This window comes from Phyllobacterium ifriqiyense (genome assembly GCF_030817885.1).
Taxonomy (GTDB): Bacteria; Pseudomonadota; Alphaproteobacteria; order Rhizobiales; family Rhizobiaceae; genus Phyllobacterium; species Phyllobacterium ifriqiyense.
Window position 1 is genome coordinate 2,599,237 of record NZ_JAUSZT010000003.1, and the last position, 18,958, is coordinate 2,618,194.

The following is an 18,958-nucleotide window of genomic DNA, read 5'->3' on the forward strand; positions in this document are numbered from 1 at the left end:
GCATTGCTGTCCGGCGTTTGACGCAATTGTCGTGGAAAGGCTGGTCTGTTAGACCAGTCGCGATAGTGCATCGGAGCCCGGTTATGACACAAGTCGAAACACCAGTTGCATCTCGTCATCGCCTCGTGATCGTCGGCGCAGGTTTTGGTGGTCTGGTCACAGTTCAAAACCTTCGCAATGTCGATATCGATGTGACGCTGATCGATCAGCGCAATCACCACCTGTTTCAGCCGCTGCTTTATCAAGTCGCAACCTCAACGCTGGCGACCTCCGAAATTGCCTGGCCGATCCGGCATCTTTTGCGCAAATTCAAGAATGTGAAGACACTGCTGGGAACAGTCGATGGGGTTGATACCGCCTCAAAAACTGTTTCGACGCTCGACGGCGAGGTGATTGCTTATGACACGCTCGTCTTGGCTACTGGTGCGCGGCATGCATATTTTGGTCACGATGACTGGGAACCCTATGCTCCCGGATTGAAGACGCTCGAAGATGCCACGATGATCCGCCGGCGTATTCTCACGGCATTCGAAAAAGCTGAACGCGAACCTGACCCGGCAAAGCGCCAGGAACTTCTCACATTCGTAATCATAGGCGGCGGACCAACCGGCGTGGAAATTGCCGGAACTTTGGCTGACTTGTCACGTGATACATTGAAGGGTGATTTTCGCGTAATTGATCCAGCCACAGCCCGCGTGGTGCTTATCGAAGGCGGTCCGCGTGTTCTCGGCGCATTTAACGAGGATCTTTCTGCCTATGCGCAACGGGCGCTCGAGAAGCTCGGCGTTATCGTGCATGTCGGCAATCCGGTAACCCAATGTCATGCAGACGGCGTCGAATTTGCAGGACATTCCCTGCGCGCAAAAACAATCATCTGGGCAGCAGGCGTTCAGGCGTCGCCAGCCGCCAAATGGTTGAATGCGCAGGCAGACCGGGCAGGGCGCCTTGCCGTTAATCCTGACCTGACCGCACCAGGTCACCCCGAAATTTTTGTCATTGGCGACACCGCAACGGTGGCAAATGGCGATAAGGGCACTGTTCCGGGAATAGCACCTGCGGCCAAGCAACAAGGTGCGCATGTTGCGAAAATCATCAAGGCGCGCCTTGCTGGCGATACTGCGACGAAGCCTTTCCGGTATCGACATTCAGGCGATCTGGCAACGATAGGCAAGCGGGCTGCGGTGACAGATTTCGGATTCATAAAGTTGAAGGGCTACCCCGCATGGTGGTTGTGGGGACTGGCGCACATCTATTTTTTGATAGGTGTGCGCAACCGGCTCGCCGTTGCATTAAGCTGGCTATGGATATCGTTCACCGGCGCACGCAGTGCCCGCCTGATCACTCAGCGGGAAGCTGCGGAAGAAGACAAGCCGCTATAGTGGTTGGCTCGGGCTATTTGATCAGGTCGTAATGAACGTCTTGATGCCATCCGCAACGAACTGCACTGCCAGCGCGGCAAGGATCACGCCCAGCAAGCGTGTCAGGATCGAACGTCCCGTTTCTCCCAAAAAACGATCAACACGTTCCGCAACGAAAAAGACGAGATAAGCCGAGGCAATACATACGAGAATAACGCCAATAAGGGCGATACGCGAAGCTGGAGTGGCCATCGTTCCGGCCAACAGGATCGTTGCCGATATGGCTCCGGGGCCTGCAATAAGTGGTATTGCCAAAGGAAAGGCTGCAATATTTCGAATGTGATCCTTGGTGATTGCGACGGCGGCGCTCTTTTCCTTGCGGTCCTGACGTTTTTCAAAGATCATTTCAAAGGCAATCCAGAACAAGAGCAGGCCACCGGCAATGCGGAAAGCTCCGAGCGTTATGCCGAAAAGCGCCAATATTTGCGCGCCTGCAATTGCAAAAACCGTGAGTACAATGAACGCTGTAAGGCTGGCGCGCAACGCAACCTGGCCGCGTTCCTTCCTGTTCATGCCCTGAGTAAGGGCGAGGAAAAGCGGAGCAAGCCCCGGCGGATCAATCGTTACCATGAGGGTAACGAGCGCATTTAGAATTGTGTCATATAATGCCACGATTTTGCTTTTCTTTTCTGATTAATGCCATGCAAGCCCATGGCTGTCCCCGCCTTAACTTACCGGATTTGCTGTTCAGCGTCGATAAAGATGAAAATCCTTATGCAACTTTTTCACTGCATGAGAAACTCCATTTTATGTTCTTGATTTTAAAGGGTTTTCATCTGTGCATTACCGACGTGTTAATTGGCATTTGGTTTGGAAAGCCGCTATAAGATCAAAGATTGATTCTATTCGAAAGATGAGTGCCTCGTGTCTGATTTAACTCCACCTCCTGGCCCAGAAGACGACAAGACCGGACCTGGCTCCGGTATTGAAGCCATTTCCATCATCGAGGAGATGCAGCGTTCCTATCTCGATTATGCAATGAGCGTGATCGTCAGCCGTGCGCTACCTGATGTGCGCGACGGCTTGAAGCCTGTTCATCGCCGTATTCTTCATGCGATGAATGAAATGGGCCTCTCCTGGAACAGGTCTTATCGTAAGTCCGCCGGTGTTGTCGGTGAAGTGATGGGTAAATACCATCCTCATGGCGATGCTTCGATTTATGATGCGCTTGTGCGCATGGCGCAGGATTGGTCGCTGCGCGACCCGCTCGTGGATGGGCAAGGAAACTTCGGTTCCATCGATGGCGATAGCCCGGCTGCGATGCGATATACCGAATGCCGTCTTGAAAAAGTTACGGAGTCTTTGCTCTCCGATATCGACAAAGAAACTGTCGACTTCCAGGACAATTATGATGGCCGCGAGCAAGAGCCAACGGTTCTGCCGGCGCGCTTCCCCAATCTGCTCGTCAATGGCTCCGGCGGTATTGCCGTTGGCATGGCGACAAACATACCCCCGCACAATCTGACTGAAGTCATCAATGGTTGCGTTGCCTTGATCGACAATCCGGCAATCGACCTGCCGGAAATGATGGAATATATCCCCGGTCCAGATTTCCCGACTGGCGGTTTGATCCTCGGCCGCTCCGGTATCATATCGGCCTATAGCACCGGGCGTGGTTCTATCTTGATGCGCGGCAAGGTTGCCATCGAGAGCATGCGCGGCGATCGCGAAGCGATCATCATTACCGAAGTGCCTTTTCAGGTGAACAAGGCGACGATGATCGAGAAGATGGCCGATCTTGTCCGTGAAAAGCGGATTGAAGGCATCTCGGACATCCGGGATGAGTCGGACCGTGACGGCTATCGCGTTGTGGTTGAGTTGAAGCGTGACGCGGTTGCCGATGTCATCGTGAACCAGCTTTACCGCTTTACCCCGCTGCAATCCTCGTTTGGTGCCAATATGGTGGCATTGAATGGCGGCAAGCCCGGGCTTTTGAACCTGCTCGATATATTGCGCGCTTTTGTCAGCTTCCGCGAGGAAGTGGTCAGCCGCCGTACTAAATTCCTGCTGCGCAAGGCTCGCGACCGTGCACACGTATTGGTTGGTCTTGCCATTGCTGTGGCGAATATTGACGAAATCATCGCGCTCATCCGGAAAGCTCCAGATCCAGCGACTGCACGCGATCAGTTGATGGAGCGTCGTTGGCCAGCCAATGATGTTGCGCCTTTGATCACATTGATCGCCGATCCTCGTCACAAGTTGAATGATGACAGCACATATAATCTGTCAGAAGAGCAGGCCCGAGCCATTCTTGATCTGCGCTTGCAGAGGCTGACAGCTCTCGGACGCGATGAAATCGCTGATGAATTGAATAAGATCGGTGTTGAAATCGCCGATTATCTTGAAATTCTCGCCTCACGTACCCGCATCATGGGCATCGTCAAGGACGAACTTATCGCCATTCGTGATGAGTTTGGAACGCCCCGTCGCTCTGTGCTGACGGAGGGCGGCGCAGATATGGATGATGAAGACCTTATCGCCCGCGAAGATATGGTGGTTACGGTAAGTCACGCCGGATATATCAAGCGCGTGCCACTCGCCACCTATCGCGCCCAGCGTCGTGGTGGCAAAGGCCGCTCCGGTGTGTCGATGAAGGACGAAGATTTTGTAACACGGCTTTTCGTCGCCAATACGCACACGCCTATGCTGTTCTTCTCGTCACGCGGCATTGTCTATAAGGAAAAGGTCTGGCGCTTGCCAATTGGCACGCCGCAATCGCGCGGCAAGGCCCTGATCAATATGCTGCCGCTCGAACAGGGCGAGCGCATTACGACGATCATGCCTCTGCCCGAGGATGAAGCCAGCTGGGCAAATCTCGATGTCATGTTCGCGACGACACGTGGCACGGTTCGTCGCAACAAGTTGTCAGACTTTGTTCAGGTCAATCGCAACGGTAAAATTGCGATGAAGCTGGAAGAAGAAGGCGATGAAATTCTCAGCGTCGATACATGCAACGAGTTTGACGACGTGCTGCTGACAGCCGCTGGCGGACAGTGCATACGCTTCCCGGTAACCGATGTTCGTGTGTTTGTCGGTCGCAACTCCATTGGTGTGCGCGGTATTACCCTCGCACCGGGAGACAAGATCATTTCCATGGCAATTCTTGGCCATGTGGATGCAAGTCCGGCAGAGCGTTCGACTTACCTGAAGCAGGCGGCAGCGGAGCGCCGGGCGCAAGGTGCTGATGATGTTGAGGAAATCGCACTGGTTGGCGAAGAGGCAACTGAACTGACCAGCCTTTCGGCTGAACGCTATGCAGAACTTCGCGATCGTGAACAGACAGTGTTGACGGTCAGTGAGTTTGGATATGGCAAGCGCTCATCATCTTATGAGTTCCGCGTTTCGGGCCGCGGAGGTAAGGGGATTCGCGCCACCGATACGTCAAAGACGGATGAAATTGGTAAGCTGGTAGCTTTGTTCCCGATCGCAGCAGCGGATCAAATCTTGCTGGTTTCCGATCGCGGTCAGCTCATTCGGGTCCCCGTAAACGGCATTCGAATTGCCGGACGGTCCACAAAGGGCGTCACCATTTTCAATACTGCCGATGGTGAAAAGGTCGTTTCAGTGGAGCGTATCTCTGAAACCGAGTCCGAAGACATTGAGGACGAGGGGACGGTCGGAGAAGAAGTGGTTACACCGACGTCAGATCAAGGTGCCAACGAAGAATAATACGCGACAACCTAGTTATCGCGTATGTGATAAACACCAAAGCGGGAGGTTCTTAACGGAGCTTCCCGTTTTTTGTTTTCTTCAACAATCATAATGATAGCGGACACTACCATTGCAATCATCATGGCAATACTCAGAAGAATAAACATTGGTCTTCCCTTCGGGATCATTACAGTTCATTTCATGGTTAACAACGCAGTAACTATGAAATGGTTTCACCATTTGGGTTCACGCATAGTTGAAAGGGGATGAATGCTTACTGATCTGCTTGTTCATTCCCTGTTCAGGGCAATTGGTTCGGGCCATTGAAACCCCTTGGCAAAACCGCTAGTAAGCGCTCATGACGATAGCAATCTATGCCGGATCATTCGATCCCATCACCAATGGCCATATAGATGTCTTGCAAGGATCGCTGAGACTTGCCGACGAAGTGTTCGTTGCCATAGGTATTCATCCGGGCAAGGCACCATTATTTTCGTTTGAAGAGCGAATGGACTTGATTAAACAGGTTGCTCTCGATGTACTGGGCAAGGATGGTGCCAGGATCAAGGTCGTAGCATTCGATGGACTGCTTATTGATGCTGCCCGCAAACACAAGGTTTCGCTGATGGTGCGGGGCCTGCGTGACGGCACTGATCTCGACTACGAAATGCAGATGGCTGGCATGAATGGCAAGATGGCACCGGAACTGCAAACTGTGTTTCTACCCGCTGATCCATCGGTCCGCACAATTACTGCCACATTGGTCCGCCAGATTGCGTCCATGGGCGGCGACGTCCGGCACTTTGTTCCCGCGCTTGTCGCTGATGCGCTCAAGACTAAATTCAAATCCTGATCTGGAGTCTTTCATGTCCGTATTCCGCACAGCATTGCTTGTTGCTGCCGTTACGTCTCTATCTTTTGCTACTGCAAACTCGAGTTGGGCTGACGATGCCAACACAATGACGATCAAACTCAAGGATGGTGACGTCAAAGTGGAGCTTCTCCCCAACCTTGCGCCAAAACATGTTGAGCAGATCAAGGCGCTCGCCAAAGAGGGTGCTTATAATAATGTCGTGTTCCACCGTGTGATTCCAGGTTTCATGGCCCAGACCGGTGATGTTCAGTATGGCAATACCGAAAAGGGATACAACCAGGCCGCCGCCGGTACTGGCGGTTCAACCCGCCCGGATATTCCAGCGGAATTCTCCAAGGAGCCGTTTGTTCGGGGCGTGGTGGGTATGGCCCGCTCGCAAAATCCAAACTCCGCAAACTCGCAGTTTTTCATCATGTTCACCGAATATCCATCGCTCAACGGCCAGTACACGGTCGTCGGCAAGGTGACGAGCGGCATGGAAGCCGTGGACAAAATCAAGAAGGGTTCTGAGGCGGATAATGGTTCTGTCGATAACCCGGACAAGATGCTCAAGGTCACAGTTGGCCAATAATTACTAACAAGGAGATTGCCTGAAATGGCTTATAAAGACCCAGAAAATACCATCCTGCTGGAAACAACAAAGGGTAATGTTGTTATCGAACTGTATCCAGATCTTGCTCCTGGACATGTCGAGCGCATCAAGGAATTGGCACGCGAAGGCGCTTATGATGGCGTTGTATTCCACCGCGTGATCGACGGTTTCATGGCGCAAACCGGCGATGTCAAGTTCGGCAAGCAGGGCGGCAGCTCGTTCAATCCATCGCGTGCCGGTATGGGCGGTTCGGATAAGCCAGACTTGAAGGCCGAATTCTCCAACGCCAATCATGGTCGTGGCGCTTGCTCGATGGCTCGTTCCCAGAACCCGAATTCAGCCAATTCGCAATTCTTCATCTGCTTTGATGATGCTGCTTTCCTCAATCGTCAGTATACGGTTTGGGGTCAGGTCATTGAAGGCATGGACAATGTAGACAAGATCAAGCGCGGCGAGCCAGTGCAGGATCCTGACTCAATCGTTTCCATGCGCGTCGCAGCCGACGCTGAATAAGGCATTGTTTATCTATCATGCGTGTTGATCTTTTCGATTTCGACCTGCCGGAAGACAACATTGCATTGAGACCAGTAGAGCCGCGCGATTCAGCGCGGCTTTTGCTTGTGAAGAATGATGGTTCCGAATTTCAGGACAGCAGCGTGCGCAACCTTGGGGATTTTCTTCGGGAAGGCGATGCTCTGGTATTCAATGATACCAAAGTGATACCCGCTCAACTTGAAGGGTTTCGTGAACGGGAGGGTGTGAAAGCACAAATAAGCGCGACGCTGCATATGCGGGTCGGGCCTGATCGCTGGAAGGCCTTTCTGCGACCGGCAAAGCGCATCAAGCAAGGCGAGCGTATCGATTTCGGACATGGCAATAATGCCTGCCTGCTCGGTTCGTTACAAGCGACTGTCGCCGAAAAAGGTGATGCTGGCGAAGCATTGCTCGTGTTTGATTTCAGTGGCCCCGATCTTGATCAAGCCATTGCCGCGGTGGGGCACATTCCCTTGCCGCCTTATATTGCCTCCAAACGCGCGGAAGATGAGCGGGACCAGGCAGACTACCAGACTGTTTATGCCCGTGAAGAAGGCGCTGTTGCTGCCCCGACTGCCGGACTGCATTTTACCCCGGAGTTGCTGGCGGAACTGAAAACGCGCGGGATTGAAGAACATTTTGTCACTTTGCATGTTGGCGCGGGGACTTTTCTGCCGGTTAAAGCCGATGACACGGCCGATCATAAGATGCATGCAGAGATTGGCACGGTCGATGCGGCAACTGCAGAGACATTGAATGCCGTAAGAGCGCGGGGCGGGCGTATTGTTGCTGTTGGCACGACATCATTACGCTTGCTTGAAAGTGCGACGGATGTTGACGGTACCATAAAGGCTTGGTCCGGGCCGACCGACATATTCATTACCCCCGGCTATCAGTTTCGTGCAGTGGACATGCTGATGACCAATTTTCACCTGCCGCGCTCGACCCTGTTCATGCTTGTTTCGGCATTCAGCGGGTTTGAACGCATGCATGCCGCTTATGACTATGCGATCAAAAACCGCTATCGCTTCTATTCCTATGGTGACGCAAGCCTGTTATGGCGATCGGCATCATGACAAGCGAAAACTTTGAATTCAAATTGATAGCAACTGACGGCAAAGCCCGGCGTGGTGAAATCACCATGCCGCGCGGTACCGTTCGTACACCTGCCTTCATGCCTGTTGGTACGGCGGGAACTGTCAAAGCCATGTATATGGATCAGGTGCGGGATCTCGGCGCCGATATTATTCTGGGCAATACCTATCATTTGATGCTGCGTCCGGGCGCGGAACGTGTCGCCAAACTCGGCGGGCTTCATGATTTCGCTCGTTGGCCCGGTCCCATTCTCACTGATTCCGGCGGTTTTCAGGTTATGTCGCTGGCGCAACTGCGCAAGCTTGACGAGAAGGGCGTTACCTTCCGGTCACATATAGATGGCCGCGCCTATGAAATGACACCTGAGCGCTCGATTGAAATTCAAGGATTGCTGGATTCAGATATTCAGATGCAATTGGATGAGTGCGTTGCGCTGCCTTCCACGCCAAAAGATATTCAACGCGCCATGGAGCTTTCGTTGCGTTGGGCAGAACGATGCAAAATTGCGTTTGGTACTCAGCCGGGAAAGGCAATGTTTGGCATTGTGCAAGGTGGTGACGTACCGGATCTGCGTATTCGCTCGGCGCAAGCTCTCAAATCTATGGACTTGAAGGGCTATGCAGTTGGCGGATTGGCGGTTGGCGAACCGCAGGAAGTCATGCTCGATATGCTGGACGTGACTTGCCCCGAGCTGCCATCAGAAAAGCCCCGCTACCTGATGGGTGTTGGTACGCCTGATGATATTTTAAAGTCTGTTGCGCGCGGTATTGATATGTTCGATTGCGTAATGCCAACCAGGGCAGGGCGGCACGGGCTGGCCTTTACCCGGCGAGGTAAAGTCAATCTGCGCAATGCGCGCCACGCGGATGACCCCCGTCCGCTTGACGAAGAGTCGACGTGCCCGGCAGCACGGGATTATAGCCGCGCCTACCTTCACCATCTCGTCAAATCAGGTGAAGCGCTCGGTGGAATGTTGCTGACATGGAATAATCTTGCCTATTACCAGCAACTCATGCAGGGCGTGCGTAGTGCAATTGAAGCAACACGATTTGATGATTTTGTCGGTGAAACACAGGCTGCCTGGGCGACTGGCGACATTCCTGTTGTTTGATTAATCTGCTGATTGAAAGAGCAGTTTTAAACGATCGATTGTTGCGATCTGCTCATCATGGCTTAAACCCTCCATCTCAAAGAGTTTGAGGCTGCGCATGCCTTCAATGGTCAGAAATGCCATCAGTGCAAGCGTCGGATCGTCTGAATTTTCACGAATACGTTGAAATAGCTGCTTATTATAACGACGGATCGGATCAAGGAATGTCGGGTCATTGGCAATCGCCGCCAGAATGCCCGATGGCTCTTTTTCGTTGCAGATAAATTGCGCCCTGAAAACCGCAATACAAGCAAGAATGACGCTATTCCTTCCGTGATTCCTGGCTGCTTCCTCTTTCTTCAGTGATTCGTCAAACTCAGCCATATGTTGTTCAACAAGGGCTTCCAGCAGTTTTGCCTTGGTCGGGAACGTATAAAGAAGCCCTCCTTTTGAAAGTCCCGCTCTGCGTGCAACCGCATCAAGCGAAAGATTAACCGGCCCGATCTCCATAGTTATTTCGGCTGCTGCCTGGAGAATTTTATCTTTCGTGGAGAGCGTGTCCGCCTTCATTCTAAAACTTTCGTTGTAGTCAACCTGCCAACTGATATTGACAATACCGTCCAGACGGTACAGTACATTACATGTGGCAATCAAGTCCACACCACGTTAATGTCATATGACAGGCTGGCAGAAATTTTGCTGGCCATTGTTTTGTTTCGGAGCGGTTTCCCCCATGATTAAGCGCTACATAGTCCCCGTGATCGTTCTGATCCTGGTCGTATTGCTCGGTGTTGGATTGGTTGGATTCAATCTGTTCCGGGACAAGGCTATCAAAGATTTCTTCGCAACCATGCAGCAGCCAGCCGCTCCCGTATCAACTTATACGGTTGAGCCTGGCGTGTGGACGCCCAATATCGAAGCAATTGGTACAGTTAGCGCCATTCAGGGCGTCGAGTTGGCCGTAGAGGTGGCTGGTATCGTCAAGGATATTCCTTTCAAAGCCAACCAGATGATCGAGAAGGGTGAAGCTCTGTTGCAACTCGATGATGCCATCGAAAAGGCGGATATCGTTGCTGCGAAGGCACAGGATGTTCTGGCTGACCAGACGCTGGAGCGCGCACGTACGCTGAATACACGCGGCGTCGGTGCGGTTTCGAGCGTAGATGAAGCCCAGTCGGCCTCCTTGGCCAAGAAGGCAGAAATCGCCAAGTTGCAGGCCGTACTTGATCAAAAGCTCATCAAAGCTCCATTCAAGGGTACGGTTGGTATCCCCCGTATCGAACTTGGTCAGTATTTGTCGCCAGGCACAGTCGTTGTTTCGTTGCAGGATCTTAACACAATGCGTGTTGATTTTACTGTGCCGGAACAGTCGCTTGCCTCGATCAACATTGATCAACCGATCAAGCTCAATCTGACAGACAATGACGAAAGCTTCGATGGCGTAATTACCGCTATTGAACCACGTATCGACCCATCGACCCGGCTTGTATCTGTACGTGCCAAGGTTGAAAACTCGTCCGGCAAGCTTCGTCCCGGCCAGTTTGCTCAGGTTCGCGTAACGCTTCCCAAGGAAGAGAACGTTGTGACCTTGCCTCAGACAGCGCTCGTTTCCAGCTTGTATGGCGACTATGTGTTTGTTGTTCGTCCTGCTCCAGAAAAGCCAGCTGAAGGCACGGCTCCTGCAGACGCTGCAAAGTCTGACGAAGCAAAACCTGCAGACGCAGCAAAGCCGGCTGAGGGCGAGAAGAAAGAAGAAAAGCTCGTCGTATCTCAGGTCTTCGTTACGCCCGGCCGTCGCTCTGGATTGGTGGTTGAAGTCACCAAGGGCCTGAAAAAGGGCGATATAGTTGTAACCGCAGGTCAAAACCGCTTGAGCCCCGGCGCTGCGGTGAAGATCGACAACTCCGTTAACCCAGCCAATACAACCGACGCAGGACTGCCAAAGAAATGAATTTTTCCGAGATATTCATTCGCCGTCCAGTCCTCTCGACGGTTGTAGCATTGATGATCATTCTGCTTGGCGCCCAGGGTCTCGTGAACTTGTCCGTTCGCGAATACCCGAAGGTCGAGGAAACGGTTATCACCATTTCAACAGCCTATCCGGGCGCGAGCGCGGATCTGATGCAGGGCTTTATTTCGTCGCCTATCGCAAAAGCGGTAACGACGACTGAAAACATCGACTATGTGACCTCGTCCTCGTCGCCATCGTCCAGTAAAGTTACTGTACAGATGAAGCTTGGCGCTGACCCCGATGCTGCGTTGACCGAAGTTATCTCCAAGGTCAATCAGGTTCGCGGCGATCTGCCAACGGAATCCGATGATCCGATCATTACCAAGGGAACTGGTCAGGACTTCGCGACGATGTATCTCGCCGTGCAGAACCCCAATATGAGCAGTGAGCAGATTACCGAATATCTCGAACGCGTTATTCAACCGCGCATGTCGACGATTCAAGGTGTTGCAGACGCTCAGATTCTTGGTGGTCAGGTATTCTCGATGCGTGTCTGGATCGATCCGATCAAGCTTGCAGCACGCGGGACAACCGCAACGGAAGTTCTGACTGCGATCAATCAGTCAAACTTCCTGTCAGCTCCGGGCAAGGTGAAGAACCTTTATGTCGCTTCACCAATTACCCTGAAGACAACATTGCAGACGCCTGAAGCATTCGGCGCGATGCCGATCAAATCCGAAGGCGACAATATCGTGCGTCTGCGTGACGTTGCGCGCGTGGAATTGGGTGCGGTAAGCAAAGACACAGTCGTGACCTTCAATGGTTCCAGCGGTACATTCCTGGGCATTTTCCCGACACCGGCGGCCAATCCGATTGATATGACCGCCGCTGTTCGAGAAGAACTTCCGTCGATTCAACAGTCGCTTCCAGAAGGCATGACAATCACCATGCTTTATGATGCTACTGAGCAAATCAGCTCGTCCATCGAAGAAGTGTTGAAGACTGTTGTTGAAGCGGTGCTGATCGTTGTCGCGGTTATCTTGCTGTTCCTCGGCTCGTTCCGGTCGGTTATTATTCCGGTCGTAACTATCCCGATCTCGCTTGTCGGTGTGTGCTTTTTCCTTTTCCTGCTAGGCTATTCGATCAATCTTCTATCGCTTCTGGCGATGGTTCTTGCGATCGGGCTGGTGGTGGATGACGCGATTGTCGTTTTGGAGAATATTCATCGCCATATCGAAGAGGGGCTGAAACCAGTCGATGCCGCATTGCGCGGTATGAAGGAAATTACCGGCCCTATCATCGCTATGACTGTAACGCTTGCCGCTGTGTTCGCACCGCTAGGCTTTACGGGTGGTCTTACGGGTTCATTGTTCCGCGAATTTGCGTTTACGCTCGCAGGCTCGGTTATCATCTCCGGTGTGGCCGCTCTGACCGTATCTCCAATGATGTGCGCTCTCCTGCTTCGCGGCGGCAACCATAGTCGGTTCCAGCGGATCGTCGATGGTGCTTTTGGCTGGCTTGAAGGTGCATATGAACGGCGCGTTGCCGGGTCGCTGGGCTTCCGCCCGGTAACATTGTTTATTGTTATCGCACTTGTTGCTTTGACCGGCTTCCTCTTCACCAAGACGTCTTCTGAACTGGCTCCGGAAGAAGATTCCGGCGCTCTGTTCTCAATCGTCAACGCTCCGCAATATGCTACCTCTGCTTATACGAAGCTTTATGCCGATCAGATCGACAATCTGACCAAAGATTTGCCGGAGCTAAAAGCCCGCTTCAATATTCTTGGATTGGGAACGACAAATTCGGCATTTGCGATCTGGGTGTTCAAGGACTGGTCTGATCGTGACAAGTCGCAGAAGCAATTGCAGGAAGAGTTGCAAGGCCGTATTTCGCCTATAGCCGGCGCGGAGGCATTCATCTTCTCACCACCAACGCTTCCGGGTACAGGCGGTGGCTTGCCTATCTCGGTGGTCATTCAGTCAACGGGACCGGCTGACAAGGTCTTTGAAGTTGCCGAAGAGATCAAGAACAAGGCGCAGGCGTCTGGTCAGTTCATTATCGTCCAGAACTCGCTGTCATTCAACGCACCTCAAGTCACGATCACGATCGACCGTGACAGGGCTTCGGCCTTGGGCGTTCCCGTCAGCGAGATAGGTCAGACGCTCGGTTTGCTGGTTGGTGAGCCGAAAGTGTCGAAGTTTGATCGCGACTCCAACAGCTATGATATCTATCCGCAGGTCCCGCAGGATTTCCGGTCCAATCCGGATAAACTGGGACAGTACTTCGTCAGGAGTGCATCGGGAACAATGGTTCCTCTGTCTGCGGTTGTGAAAATCAGCGAGAATGCATCGCCAGCGGCTATCGAGCAGTTCAACCAGCTCAATTCCGCGACCATCTCGGCATTGCCACTGCCTGGCGTGACGACCGGTCAGGGCCTGCAAACGGTTATCGATACTGCACGTCCATTGATGCCGGATGGGTTCTTCATGGATTATTCAGGCCAGTCTCGTCTTGAAATCGAACAGGGAAGCACAATCCTCATCGCATTTGCTTTGGCTGTGGTGGTTATCTATCTCGTGCTTGCGGCGCAGTTCGAAAGCTTCCGTGATCCGTTCATCATCATGATGTCGGTTCCCCTGTCGATCTTTGGTGCTATCGTACCGCTGAATCTCGGGCTGGGCACGCTGAACATCTATACACAGGTTGGACTGATCACGCTCGTCGGGCTGATTACCAAGCATGGTATTTTGATGGTGGAGTTTGCCAATCAGCAACGTGAGCTTCATGGAATTTCGCGACATGACGCGATTATTCTGGCGGCAAAGACACGTCTTCGCCCGATCCTGATGACAACTGCAGCTATGGCCTTGGGCGTTATCCCATTGATCACGGCAACAGGCGCAGGTGCAGCCGCTCGTTACTCCATCGGTCTGGTAATCTTCTCCGGTATTTTGGTCGGAACGATCTTCACACTGTTTGTGGTGCCGATGTTCTACACCTTCATTTCCAGAAAGGATTTGAAATCAGAGGCCGCCGACCCTGAGCCCACTGCGGCGGGCCACTACGGCAGAGTAAACCAATAAACAAAAAGGCCTCCGGACCAGATCGATCCGGAGGCCTTTTTTACGGTACAGTAATCAGGCGCGTTTAACGGCGCGGATGATTACAAGCAGGATAATCGCGCCAATTGCTGCAGCGATAATCTGTCCGATTATGCCCGCACCCAACGAGATGCCGAGCCTTGGAAACAAGAACCCTGCAATAAAAGCGCCGATCACGCCGACGACAAGATCGCCGACGAGGCCAAAGCCACCGCCGCGAACCAGCATGCTGGCTAGCCAGCCAGCAATCAGTCCAACCAGTAGAAATACGAGAAGACCTTCTCCGCCCATATCAAGTTCTCCAATAACCGGTTTCACCACGATGGTTCGCAGGCCTGGATTCCTCAATCCATAATCGGCAAGAGAATCATCAAGACGAAGTTTACGCTCAGCCCGTGCTTTTGGATAACGAAACTTGATCGAGCCAAAACCGCTGCTTAGTCAACAGTTCCAACGACAGCTACACAATCACCCGGTTTGACCAAGCCTGGGAAGTGTCGAGCCGCAAGAACGCCGGTTATTCTAGCTCTTATTTCCGCAGGAGCAGCACCAGTGCGGCCAATCGGATAGATTTGAGCAATCAATTGCCCTTCCTGAACTGCTTCGCCAAGATCGACCATGGTTTCTATGAGGCCTGCATCCTCGGCAAATGAGAAGCAGTTTCCAGATGGCATGTCGAGCCAACGGGTCTCACGATGTTCAATTGCGCCGTGCAAAATCCCCGCATGCCGAAGAACATTTGCTGCGCCACGCTTTGCTATCGCCACCGTTTCGGCGCGAGCCGTGCCCCCACCACCAAGTTCAGTGGTGACAAACACCTTGCCCATTTCTTCCACGGTCGTGTCATACATTCCGACGGCATCGATCTCCAACATCCGCATGGACCATGGGGCGGAAAATGCCTTGACCGCATCAAAGCCTTTGGCCTCCTGGACCTTGTCAGGCAGAATATGAGCCGCAGCGAAAGGCACGAAATCAAGCGTCTTGCCGCCTGAATGAAAATCCAGGACCACATCCGCACGCGGGAGCAACTCCCGCGTGAAGTAGTCGGCGATCTTCTGCGTTACCGTGCCATCCGGCTTCCCGGGATAGCTTCGGTTCATATTGCCTTTATCGATGGGCGATGTCCGCGTGCCCGCCTGAAATGCCGGATAGTTCATCGCGGGCACAATGATGACGGTGCCATTGATGGTGTTGATGTCGAGTGTCCGGGCAAGATCGAACAGGGCTATCGGACCTTCATACTCGTCGCCGTGATTGCCGCCCGTTAGAAGTGCCGTCGGTCCATCTCCATTACGCAGAACCGCTATCGGGATCATTACAGATCCCCACGCAGAGTCGTCGCGGCTATAAGGCAATCTCAAGAAACCATGCTGTACACCCTGCTTGTCGAGATCAATGGTGGGCGTGACAGGTGAGGGCCGAAGTGTCTGTAACTGCATCGTAGCCTCAGTTTTTGACGATAAGCTTGCGCGGGAAGTTGGCGAGACATTCAACGCCGGTATCGGTGATCAAAATGCTCTCGGTGATCTCAAGCCCCATCGTCTCCAGCCAAAGTCCGGTCATGAAGTGAAATGTCATACCCGGTTCAAGCACCGTCTTATCGCCGGGACGCAGGCTCATGGTGCGTTCGCCCCAATCCGGTGGATAGGAAATACCGATTGGATAGCCGGTACGATTGTCTTTTACGATTCCGTATTTCTTCAAGACACCAAAGAAGCCGTTGGCAATGTCTTCGCATGTATTACCGGGTTTCGCTGCCGCAAGACCTGCCTCCATACCTTCGAGCGTGGCTTTTTCCGCATCCAGGAACTCCTGTGTCGGCTTGCCGAGAAACACTGTGCGGGAAAGCGGTACGTGATAACGGTTGTAGCAACCTGCAATCTCAAAGAATGTCCCTTCGCCAAGCTTCATTGGCTTGTCATCCCAGGTGAGGTGGGGTGCGGAAGCATCCGCACCGGAAGGAAGCAAAGGCACAATGGCGGGATAGTCGCCGCCAAACTCTGGCGTTCCACGAATTCCAGCATCGTAAATCTCTGCCACCAGATCGCATTTACGCATTCCGGGCTCGATCTTATCGACGATACGTTGATGCATCAGTTCGACAATACGCCCAGCCTTGCGCATATAATCAATTTCGGTGGGACTTTTGACTGCGCGCTGCCAGTTCACCAATGCGGTTCCGTCGACGAAACGGGCATTGGGCAGATGTTTTTGCAACGAGCCATAGGCCGCGGCGGAAAACCAGTAATTGTCCATCTCGACGCCGATAGTGAGCTTGTCCCAACCGCGCTCCTCAATAATTTGCGACAGGAAGTCCATGGGATGGCGTTCTGTTGACTGAACGTAGTGGTCCGCATAACCAATGATGTTGTCATGGTTCAGATAGGCTGTGCGTTTGGCGCCATTCGCATCCTGCCCGCGACCATACCAGACAGGCTCTCCTTCAGGCGGCACAAGGACAGCCTGATGAACGTAAAACGACCAGCCATCATATCCGGTGAGCCACGCCATATTGGATGGATCGCTGCAGATCAAAAGATCGATTCCGCGTGCCTGCATTGCAGCGCGTGTCTTCTTCAATCGATCGGCAAACTCCTGCCTCGTAAACTTCAGGTTAGGTCCGGTCATTTCTATTTCCTCATGCTTGGGCAAAAGCCCCTTATCAACTTTCGAAACTGGTTCCAGCATTTGCGTGGGCTGCGCGTTCCCGTGCCAGCGTGGCGATGGCTGTGTCCTGCACGCCCGTGCCCGTCAGGTCAGCCAATGTGATTTGGGACGGTGAGGCGCGGCCTTTTGCGGAACCAGCAATGACTGCCCCGAGCTCACCATATGCAGCGTCTGGATCTACTAAGCCGGCTTTGATTGCGTGATGGAGTTCGCCCAAAATACGGGTCTGCTTGAGACTGTCAGCAATGTAGAGATCAGCCTTGGTTATGATGTCGGGAGCCAGCTCGTTCTTATGTTCGGCGTCTGACCCCATGGCGGTGACGTGTTGCCCGGCACGTAGCCAGGCAGCTTGCAGAAGGGGATCGGAGGAGGGGGTAGTCGTGACAATAATGTCCGCAAGAGCCGCCGCTTGTTCCGGATCGGCAATCGCTTTAACCGGAAAACCAAATTCTTTGCTTGCGCTATCGGCAATCTGTTCGGCCTTGGCGTAATCTCTTGCCCAGAAACATGCCTTCTCGATAGGCCGAACGAGAGTGAGCGCCTTTAACTGTAACAGTGCCTGCACACCCGCACCGAAAATCGTCGCGACGGTAGAATCGGGGCGCGACAAATGCTTGGCTGCCACTGCACCGGCAGCGGCGGTACGAATATCGGTCAAATAGCCATTATCGAGAAGCAATGCTTCTACCAGTCCGGTTTTACTGCTCAGCAAAACCATCATTCCATTGACGCTCGGCAAACCAAGTTTTGGATTGTCAAAGAAACCGGGGCTGATCTTTATTGCAAAACTATCAATGCCCGGCACATAGGCGGTTTTGACATCAACTTCGCCCCGATGTTCGGGAATATCGAGGCGCAAAATAGGCGGCATGGCCACTGCTTTGGTTGCGAGTGCCTCAAAAGCATTTTCAACGCAGGCGACAGCGTCAAGATTCAACCAGATGATTTTGCGTAGTTCTGCTTCTGTCAGAATGATCATGCGTGGCATTGTTCTGCTCTTCCACTGGACTGATCAGCGCAGATGACACTCTTGTGCTGATTCATATCGACGTTGCGTCCGGATAAAATGACAATGATTGGCCCGTCCGCGCGCACTTTGCCTGAAAGCAACGCGCCAATACCGACAGCAGCGGCACCCTCTATCACCTCGCGCTCATGTTGATAGGCATGACGCATGCCCGCTGCGATTTCCGGCTCGGTCAGTAAAATTACATCATCAAGAAGGTCACGAGCCATTGCGAAGGTGAAACGATTATCGAGGCCGATACCACCACCGAGCGAATCCGCCAGACTAGCGCTTTCCTCAACGAGCACGGGTCTGCCTGCTTTCAAACTTGCGTGCATAGCCGCGCCATTCTGCATGGAAACACCAATGACTTTTGCATTCGGCTGCTTCGACTTGATCGCACAGGCAACGCCGGAGGCCAGCCCGCCACCTGACAGAGGAACAAAGACCGTGTGAATATTTGGAACGTCTTCGGCCATCTCCAGTCCGAGCGTGCCTTGTCCTGCAATGACATGTGCATTGTCGAAAGGCGGCACCATCGCCAAACCGTCTTGAAGAACCAGGCGCTCGACTTCCTCTTGAGCGTCATCCTGCGATTTTCCGACAATATGTATCTCGGCACCAAGGCGGCGAATTTCATCAACCTTGTTCTGGGGAACGAGACGGGACATGCAGATTACGGCTCGCATGCCTTCCAGCCTTGCAGCATAGGCAAGTGCGCGACCATGATTTCCTGTTGACGCAGCAACAACGCCGCGCCGCTTTTCAGCCTCGGAAAGCTGGCTCAATGCATTGGTCGCGCCGCGTAATTTGAAGCTACCGGTTGTTTGCCGATGTTCAAGTTTCAGCCAGACGGGGACGCCCAGCTGTTGAGTAAGATATGCGGATTGAACTGTAGGTGTTCGCACGACTTTAGCCGCAATGGCATCATGCGCCCGTTCAATATCGTTTATGCTGACGAGGTTTGAAGCCATTT

16 protein-coding genes are annotated in these 18,958 nt (G+C 52.9%); 9 read left to right on the top strand and 7 right to left on the bottom strand.

All coding sequences use genetic code 11. From position 1 onward, the window contains the following. Window positions 1-83 precede the first annotated feature (83 nt). Window positions 84-1,379, top strand: coding sequence for an NAD(P)/FAD-dependent oxidoreductase (locus QFZ34_RS20365; protein WP_307284819.1), 1,296 nt, complete (start codon window positions 84-86; stop codon window positions 1,377-1,379). A gap of 21 nt (window positions 1,380-1,400) precedes the next feature. Here the strand turns inward: QFZ34_RS20365 and QFZ34_RS20370 are convergent, their stop codons facing one another. Then, window positions 1,401-2,030 (bottom strand): MarC family protein, encoded by a 630-nt coding sequence (locus QFZ34_RS20370; protein ID WP_115053147.1) that lies wholly within the window; start codon window positions 2,028-2,030, stop codon window positions 1,401-1,403. A 339-nt stretch (window positions 2,031-2,369) separates the two neighbouring features. On the opposite strand from QFZ34_RS20370, the gene gyrA reads away from it, so the two are divergent. From gyrA to tgt, 6 genes are all read left to right on the top strand, one after another. After that, window positions 2,370-5,087, top strand: a complete 2,718-nt coding sequence (gyrA, locus tag QFZ34_RS20375) for a DNA gyrase subunit A (RefSeq protein WP_370878866.1) — start codon at window positions 2,370-2,372, stop codon at window positions 5,085-5,087. Window positions 5,088-5,427: 340 nt separating this feature from the next. Further along, window positions 5,428-5,922 (top strand): pantetheine-phosphate adenylyltransferase, encoded by a 495-nt coding sequence (gene coaD, locus QFZ34_RS20380; protein ID WP_307284828.1) that lies wholly within the window; start codon window positions 5,428-5,430, stop codon window positions 5,920-5,922. Between the two features lie 13 nt (window positions 5,923-5,935). Then, entirely contained in the window at window positions 5,936-6,514 is a 579-nt protein-coding gene (locus QFZ34_RS20385; protein WP_115053143.1) for a peptidylprolyl isomerase, read from the top strand. A 24-nt stretch (window positions 6,515-6,538) separates the two neighbouring features. Beyond that, window positions 6,539-7,048: a peptidylprolyl isomerase gene (locus tag QFZ34_RS20390; RefSeq protein ID WP_115053142.1), complete on the top strand. Its 510-nt coding sequence runs from the start codon at window positions 6,539-6,541 to the stop codon at window positions 7,046-7,048. Window positions 7,049-7,065: 17 nt separating this feature from the next. Continuing rightward, complete coding sequence (gene queA / locus QFZ34_RS20395) at window positions 7,066-8,145, top strand: tRNA preQ1(34) S-adenosylmethionine ribosyltransferase-isomerase QueA (RefSeq protein WP_307284833.1); 1,080 nt, start codon at window positions 7,066-7,068, stop codon at window positions 8,143-8,145. After that, window positions 8,142-9,275, top strand: a complete 1,134-nt coding sequence (gene tgt / locus QFZ34_RS20400) for a tRNA guanosine(34) transglycosylase Tgt (protein ID WP_307284836.1) — start codon at window positions 8,142-8,144, stop codon at window positions 9,273-9,275. Before queA ends, tgt begins: the two co-directional genes overlap by 4 nt. On the opposite strand, the gene QFZ34_RS20405 is transcribed toward tgt, so the two are convergent. Further along, a complete protein-coding gene (locus QFZ34_RS20405) occupies window positions 9,276-9,914 on the bottom strand; it encodes a TetR/AcrR family transcriptional regulator (protein WP_307284839.1) in 639 nt (212 codons plus the stop codon). It lies immediately after the preceding gene. Window positions 9,915-9,987: 73 nt separating this feature from the next. Between QFZ34_RS20405 and QFZ34_RS20410 the strand changes: the two genes are divergently transcribed. Continuing rightward, the gene (locus QFZ34_RS20410) at window positions 9,988-11,205 is read left to right on the top strand and encodes an efflux RND transporter periplasmic adaptor subunit (protein WP_115053139.1); all 1,218 of its coding nucleotides are present in this window, start codon (window positions 9,988-9,990) and stop codon (window positions 11,203-11,205) included. Next, window positions 11,202-14,288, top strand: a complete 3,087-nt coding sequence (locus tag QFZ34_RS20415) for an efflux RND transporter permease subunit (protein WP_307284843.1) — start codon at window positions 11,202-11,204, stop codon at window positions 14,286-14,288. Before QFZ34_RS20410 ends, QFZ34_RS20415 begins: the two co-directional genes overlap by 4 nt. Window positions 14,289-14,342: 54 nt before the next feature. Here QFZ34_RS20415 and QFZ34_RS20420 read toward each other — a convergent pair whose 3' ends face one another. From QFZ34_RS20420 to eutB, 5 genes are all read right to left on the bottom strand, one after another. Continuing rightward, a complete protein-coding gene (locus QFZ34_RS20420; RefSeq protein WP_008123031.1) occupies window positions 14,343-14,597 on the bottom strand; it encodes a GlsB/YeaQ/YmgE family stress response membrane protein in 255 nt (84 codons plus the stop codon). Between the two features lie 146 nt (window positions 14,598-14,743). Beyond that, complete coding sequence (doeB, locus tag QFZ34_RS20425) at window positions 14,744-15,748, bottom strand: N(2)-acetyl-L-2,4-diaminobutanoate deacetylase DoeB (RefSeq protein ID WP_115053137.1); 1,005 nt, start codon at window positions 15,746-15,748, stop codon at window positions 14,744-14,746. 7 nt (window positions 15,749-15,755) lie between these two features. Beyond that, window positions 15,756-16,937, bottom strand: a complete 1,182-nt coding sequence (gene doeA, locus QFZ34_RS20430; RefSeq protein WP_307284850.1) for an ectoine hydrolase DoeA — start codon at window positions 16,935-16,937, stop codon at window positions 15,756-15,758. A gap of 34 nt (window positions 16,938-16,971) precedes the next feature. Beyond that, on the bottom strand, window positions 16,972-17,964 hold the full coding sequence (eutC, locus tag QFZ34_RS20435) for an ectoine utilization protein EutC (protein ID WP_307284853.1): 993 nt from the start codon (window positions 17,962-17,964) through the stop codon (window positions 16,972-16,974). Then, complete coding sequence (eutB, locus tag QFZ34_RS20440) at window positions 17,952-18,956, bottom strand: hydroxyectoine utilization dehydratase EutB (protein WP_307284856.1); 1,005 nt, start codon at window positions 18,954-18,956, stop codon at window positions 17,952-17,954. The genes eutC and eutB overlap by 13 nt, the downstream gene beginning before the upstream one ends. Window positions 18,957-18,958: the final 2 nt, after the last annotated feature.

Bases quoted from the DNA above. Each gene is read 5' to 3' on its own strand.
- QFZ34_RS20365 (WP_307284819.1), top strand. From the start codon at position 84: ATGACACAAGTCGAAACACCAGTTGCATCTCGTCATCGCCTCGTGATC.
- gyrA (WP_370878866.1), top strand. From the start codon at position 2,370: ATGCAGCGTTCCTATCTCGATTATGCAATGAGCGTGATCGTCAGCCGT.
- coaD (WP_307284828.1), top strand. From the start codon at position 5,428: ATGACGATAGCAATCTATGCCGGATCATTCGATCCCATCACCAATGGC.
- QFZ34_RS20385 (WP_115053143.1), top strand. From the start codon at position 5,936: ATGTCCGTATTCCGCACAGCATTGCTTGTTGCTGCCGTTACGTCTCTA.
- QFZ34_RS20390 (WP_115053142.1), top strand. From the start codon at position 6,539: ATGGCTTATAAAGACCCAGAAAATACCATCCTGCTGGAAACAACAAAG.
- queA (WP_307284833.1), top strand. From the start codon at position 7,066: ATGCGTGTTGATCTTTTCGATTTCGACCTGCCGGAAGACAACATTGCA.
- tgt (WP_307284836.1), top strand. From the start codon at position 8,142: ATGACAAGCGAAAACTTTGAATTCAAATTGATAGCAACTGACGGCAAA.
- QFZ34_RS20410 (WP_115053139.1), top strand. From the start codon at position 9,988: ATGATTAAGCGCTACATAGTCCCCGTGATCGTTCTGATCCTGGTCGTA.
- QFZ34_RS20415 (WP_307284843.1), top strand. From the start codon at position 11,202: ATGAATTTTTCCGAGATATTCATTCGCCGTCCAGTCCTCTCGACGGTT.
- QFZ34_RS20420 (WP_008123031.1), bottom strand. From the start codon at position 14,597: ATGGGCGGAGAAGGTCTTCTCGTATTTCTACTGGTTGGACTGATTGCT.
- doeB (WP_115053137.1), bottom strand. From the start codon at position 15,748: ATGCAGTTACAGACACTTCGGCCCTCACCTGTCACGCCCACCATTGAT.
- doeA (WP_307284850.1), bottom strand. From the start codon at position 16,937: ATGACCGGACCTAACCTGAAGTTTACGAGGCAGGAGTTTGCCGATCGA.
- eutC (WP_307284853.1), bottom strand. From the start codon at position 17,964: ATGCCACGCATGATCATTCTGACAGAAGCAGAACTACGCAAAATCATC.
- eutB (WP_307284856.1), bottom strand. From the start codon at position 18,956: ATGGCTTCAAACCTCGTCAGCATAAACGATATTGAACGGGCGCATGAT.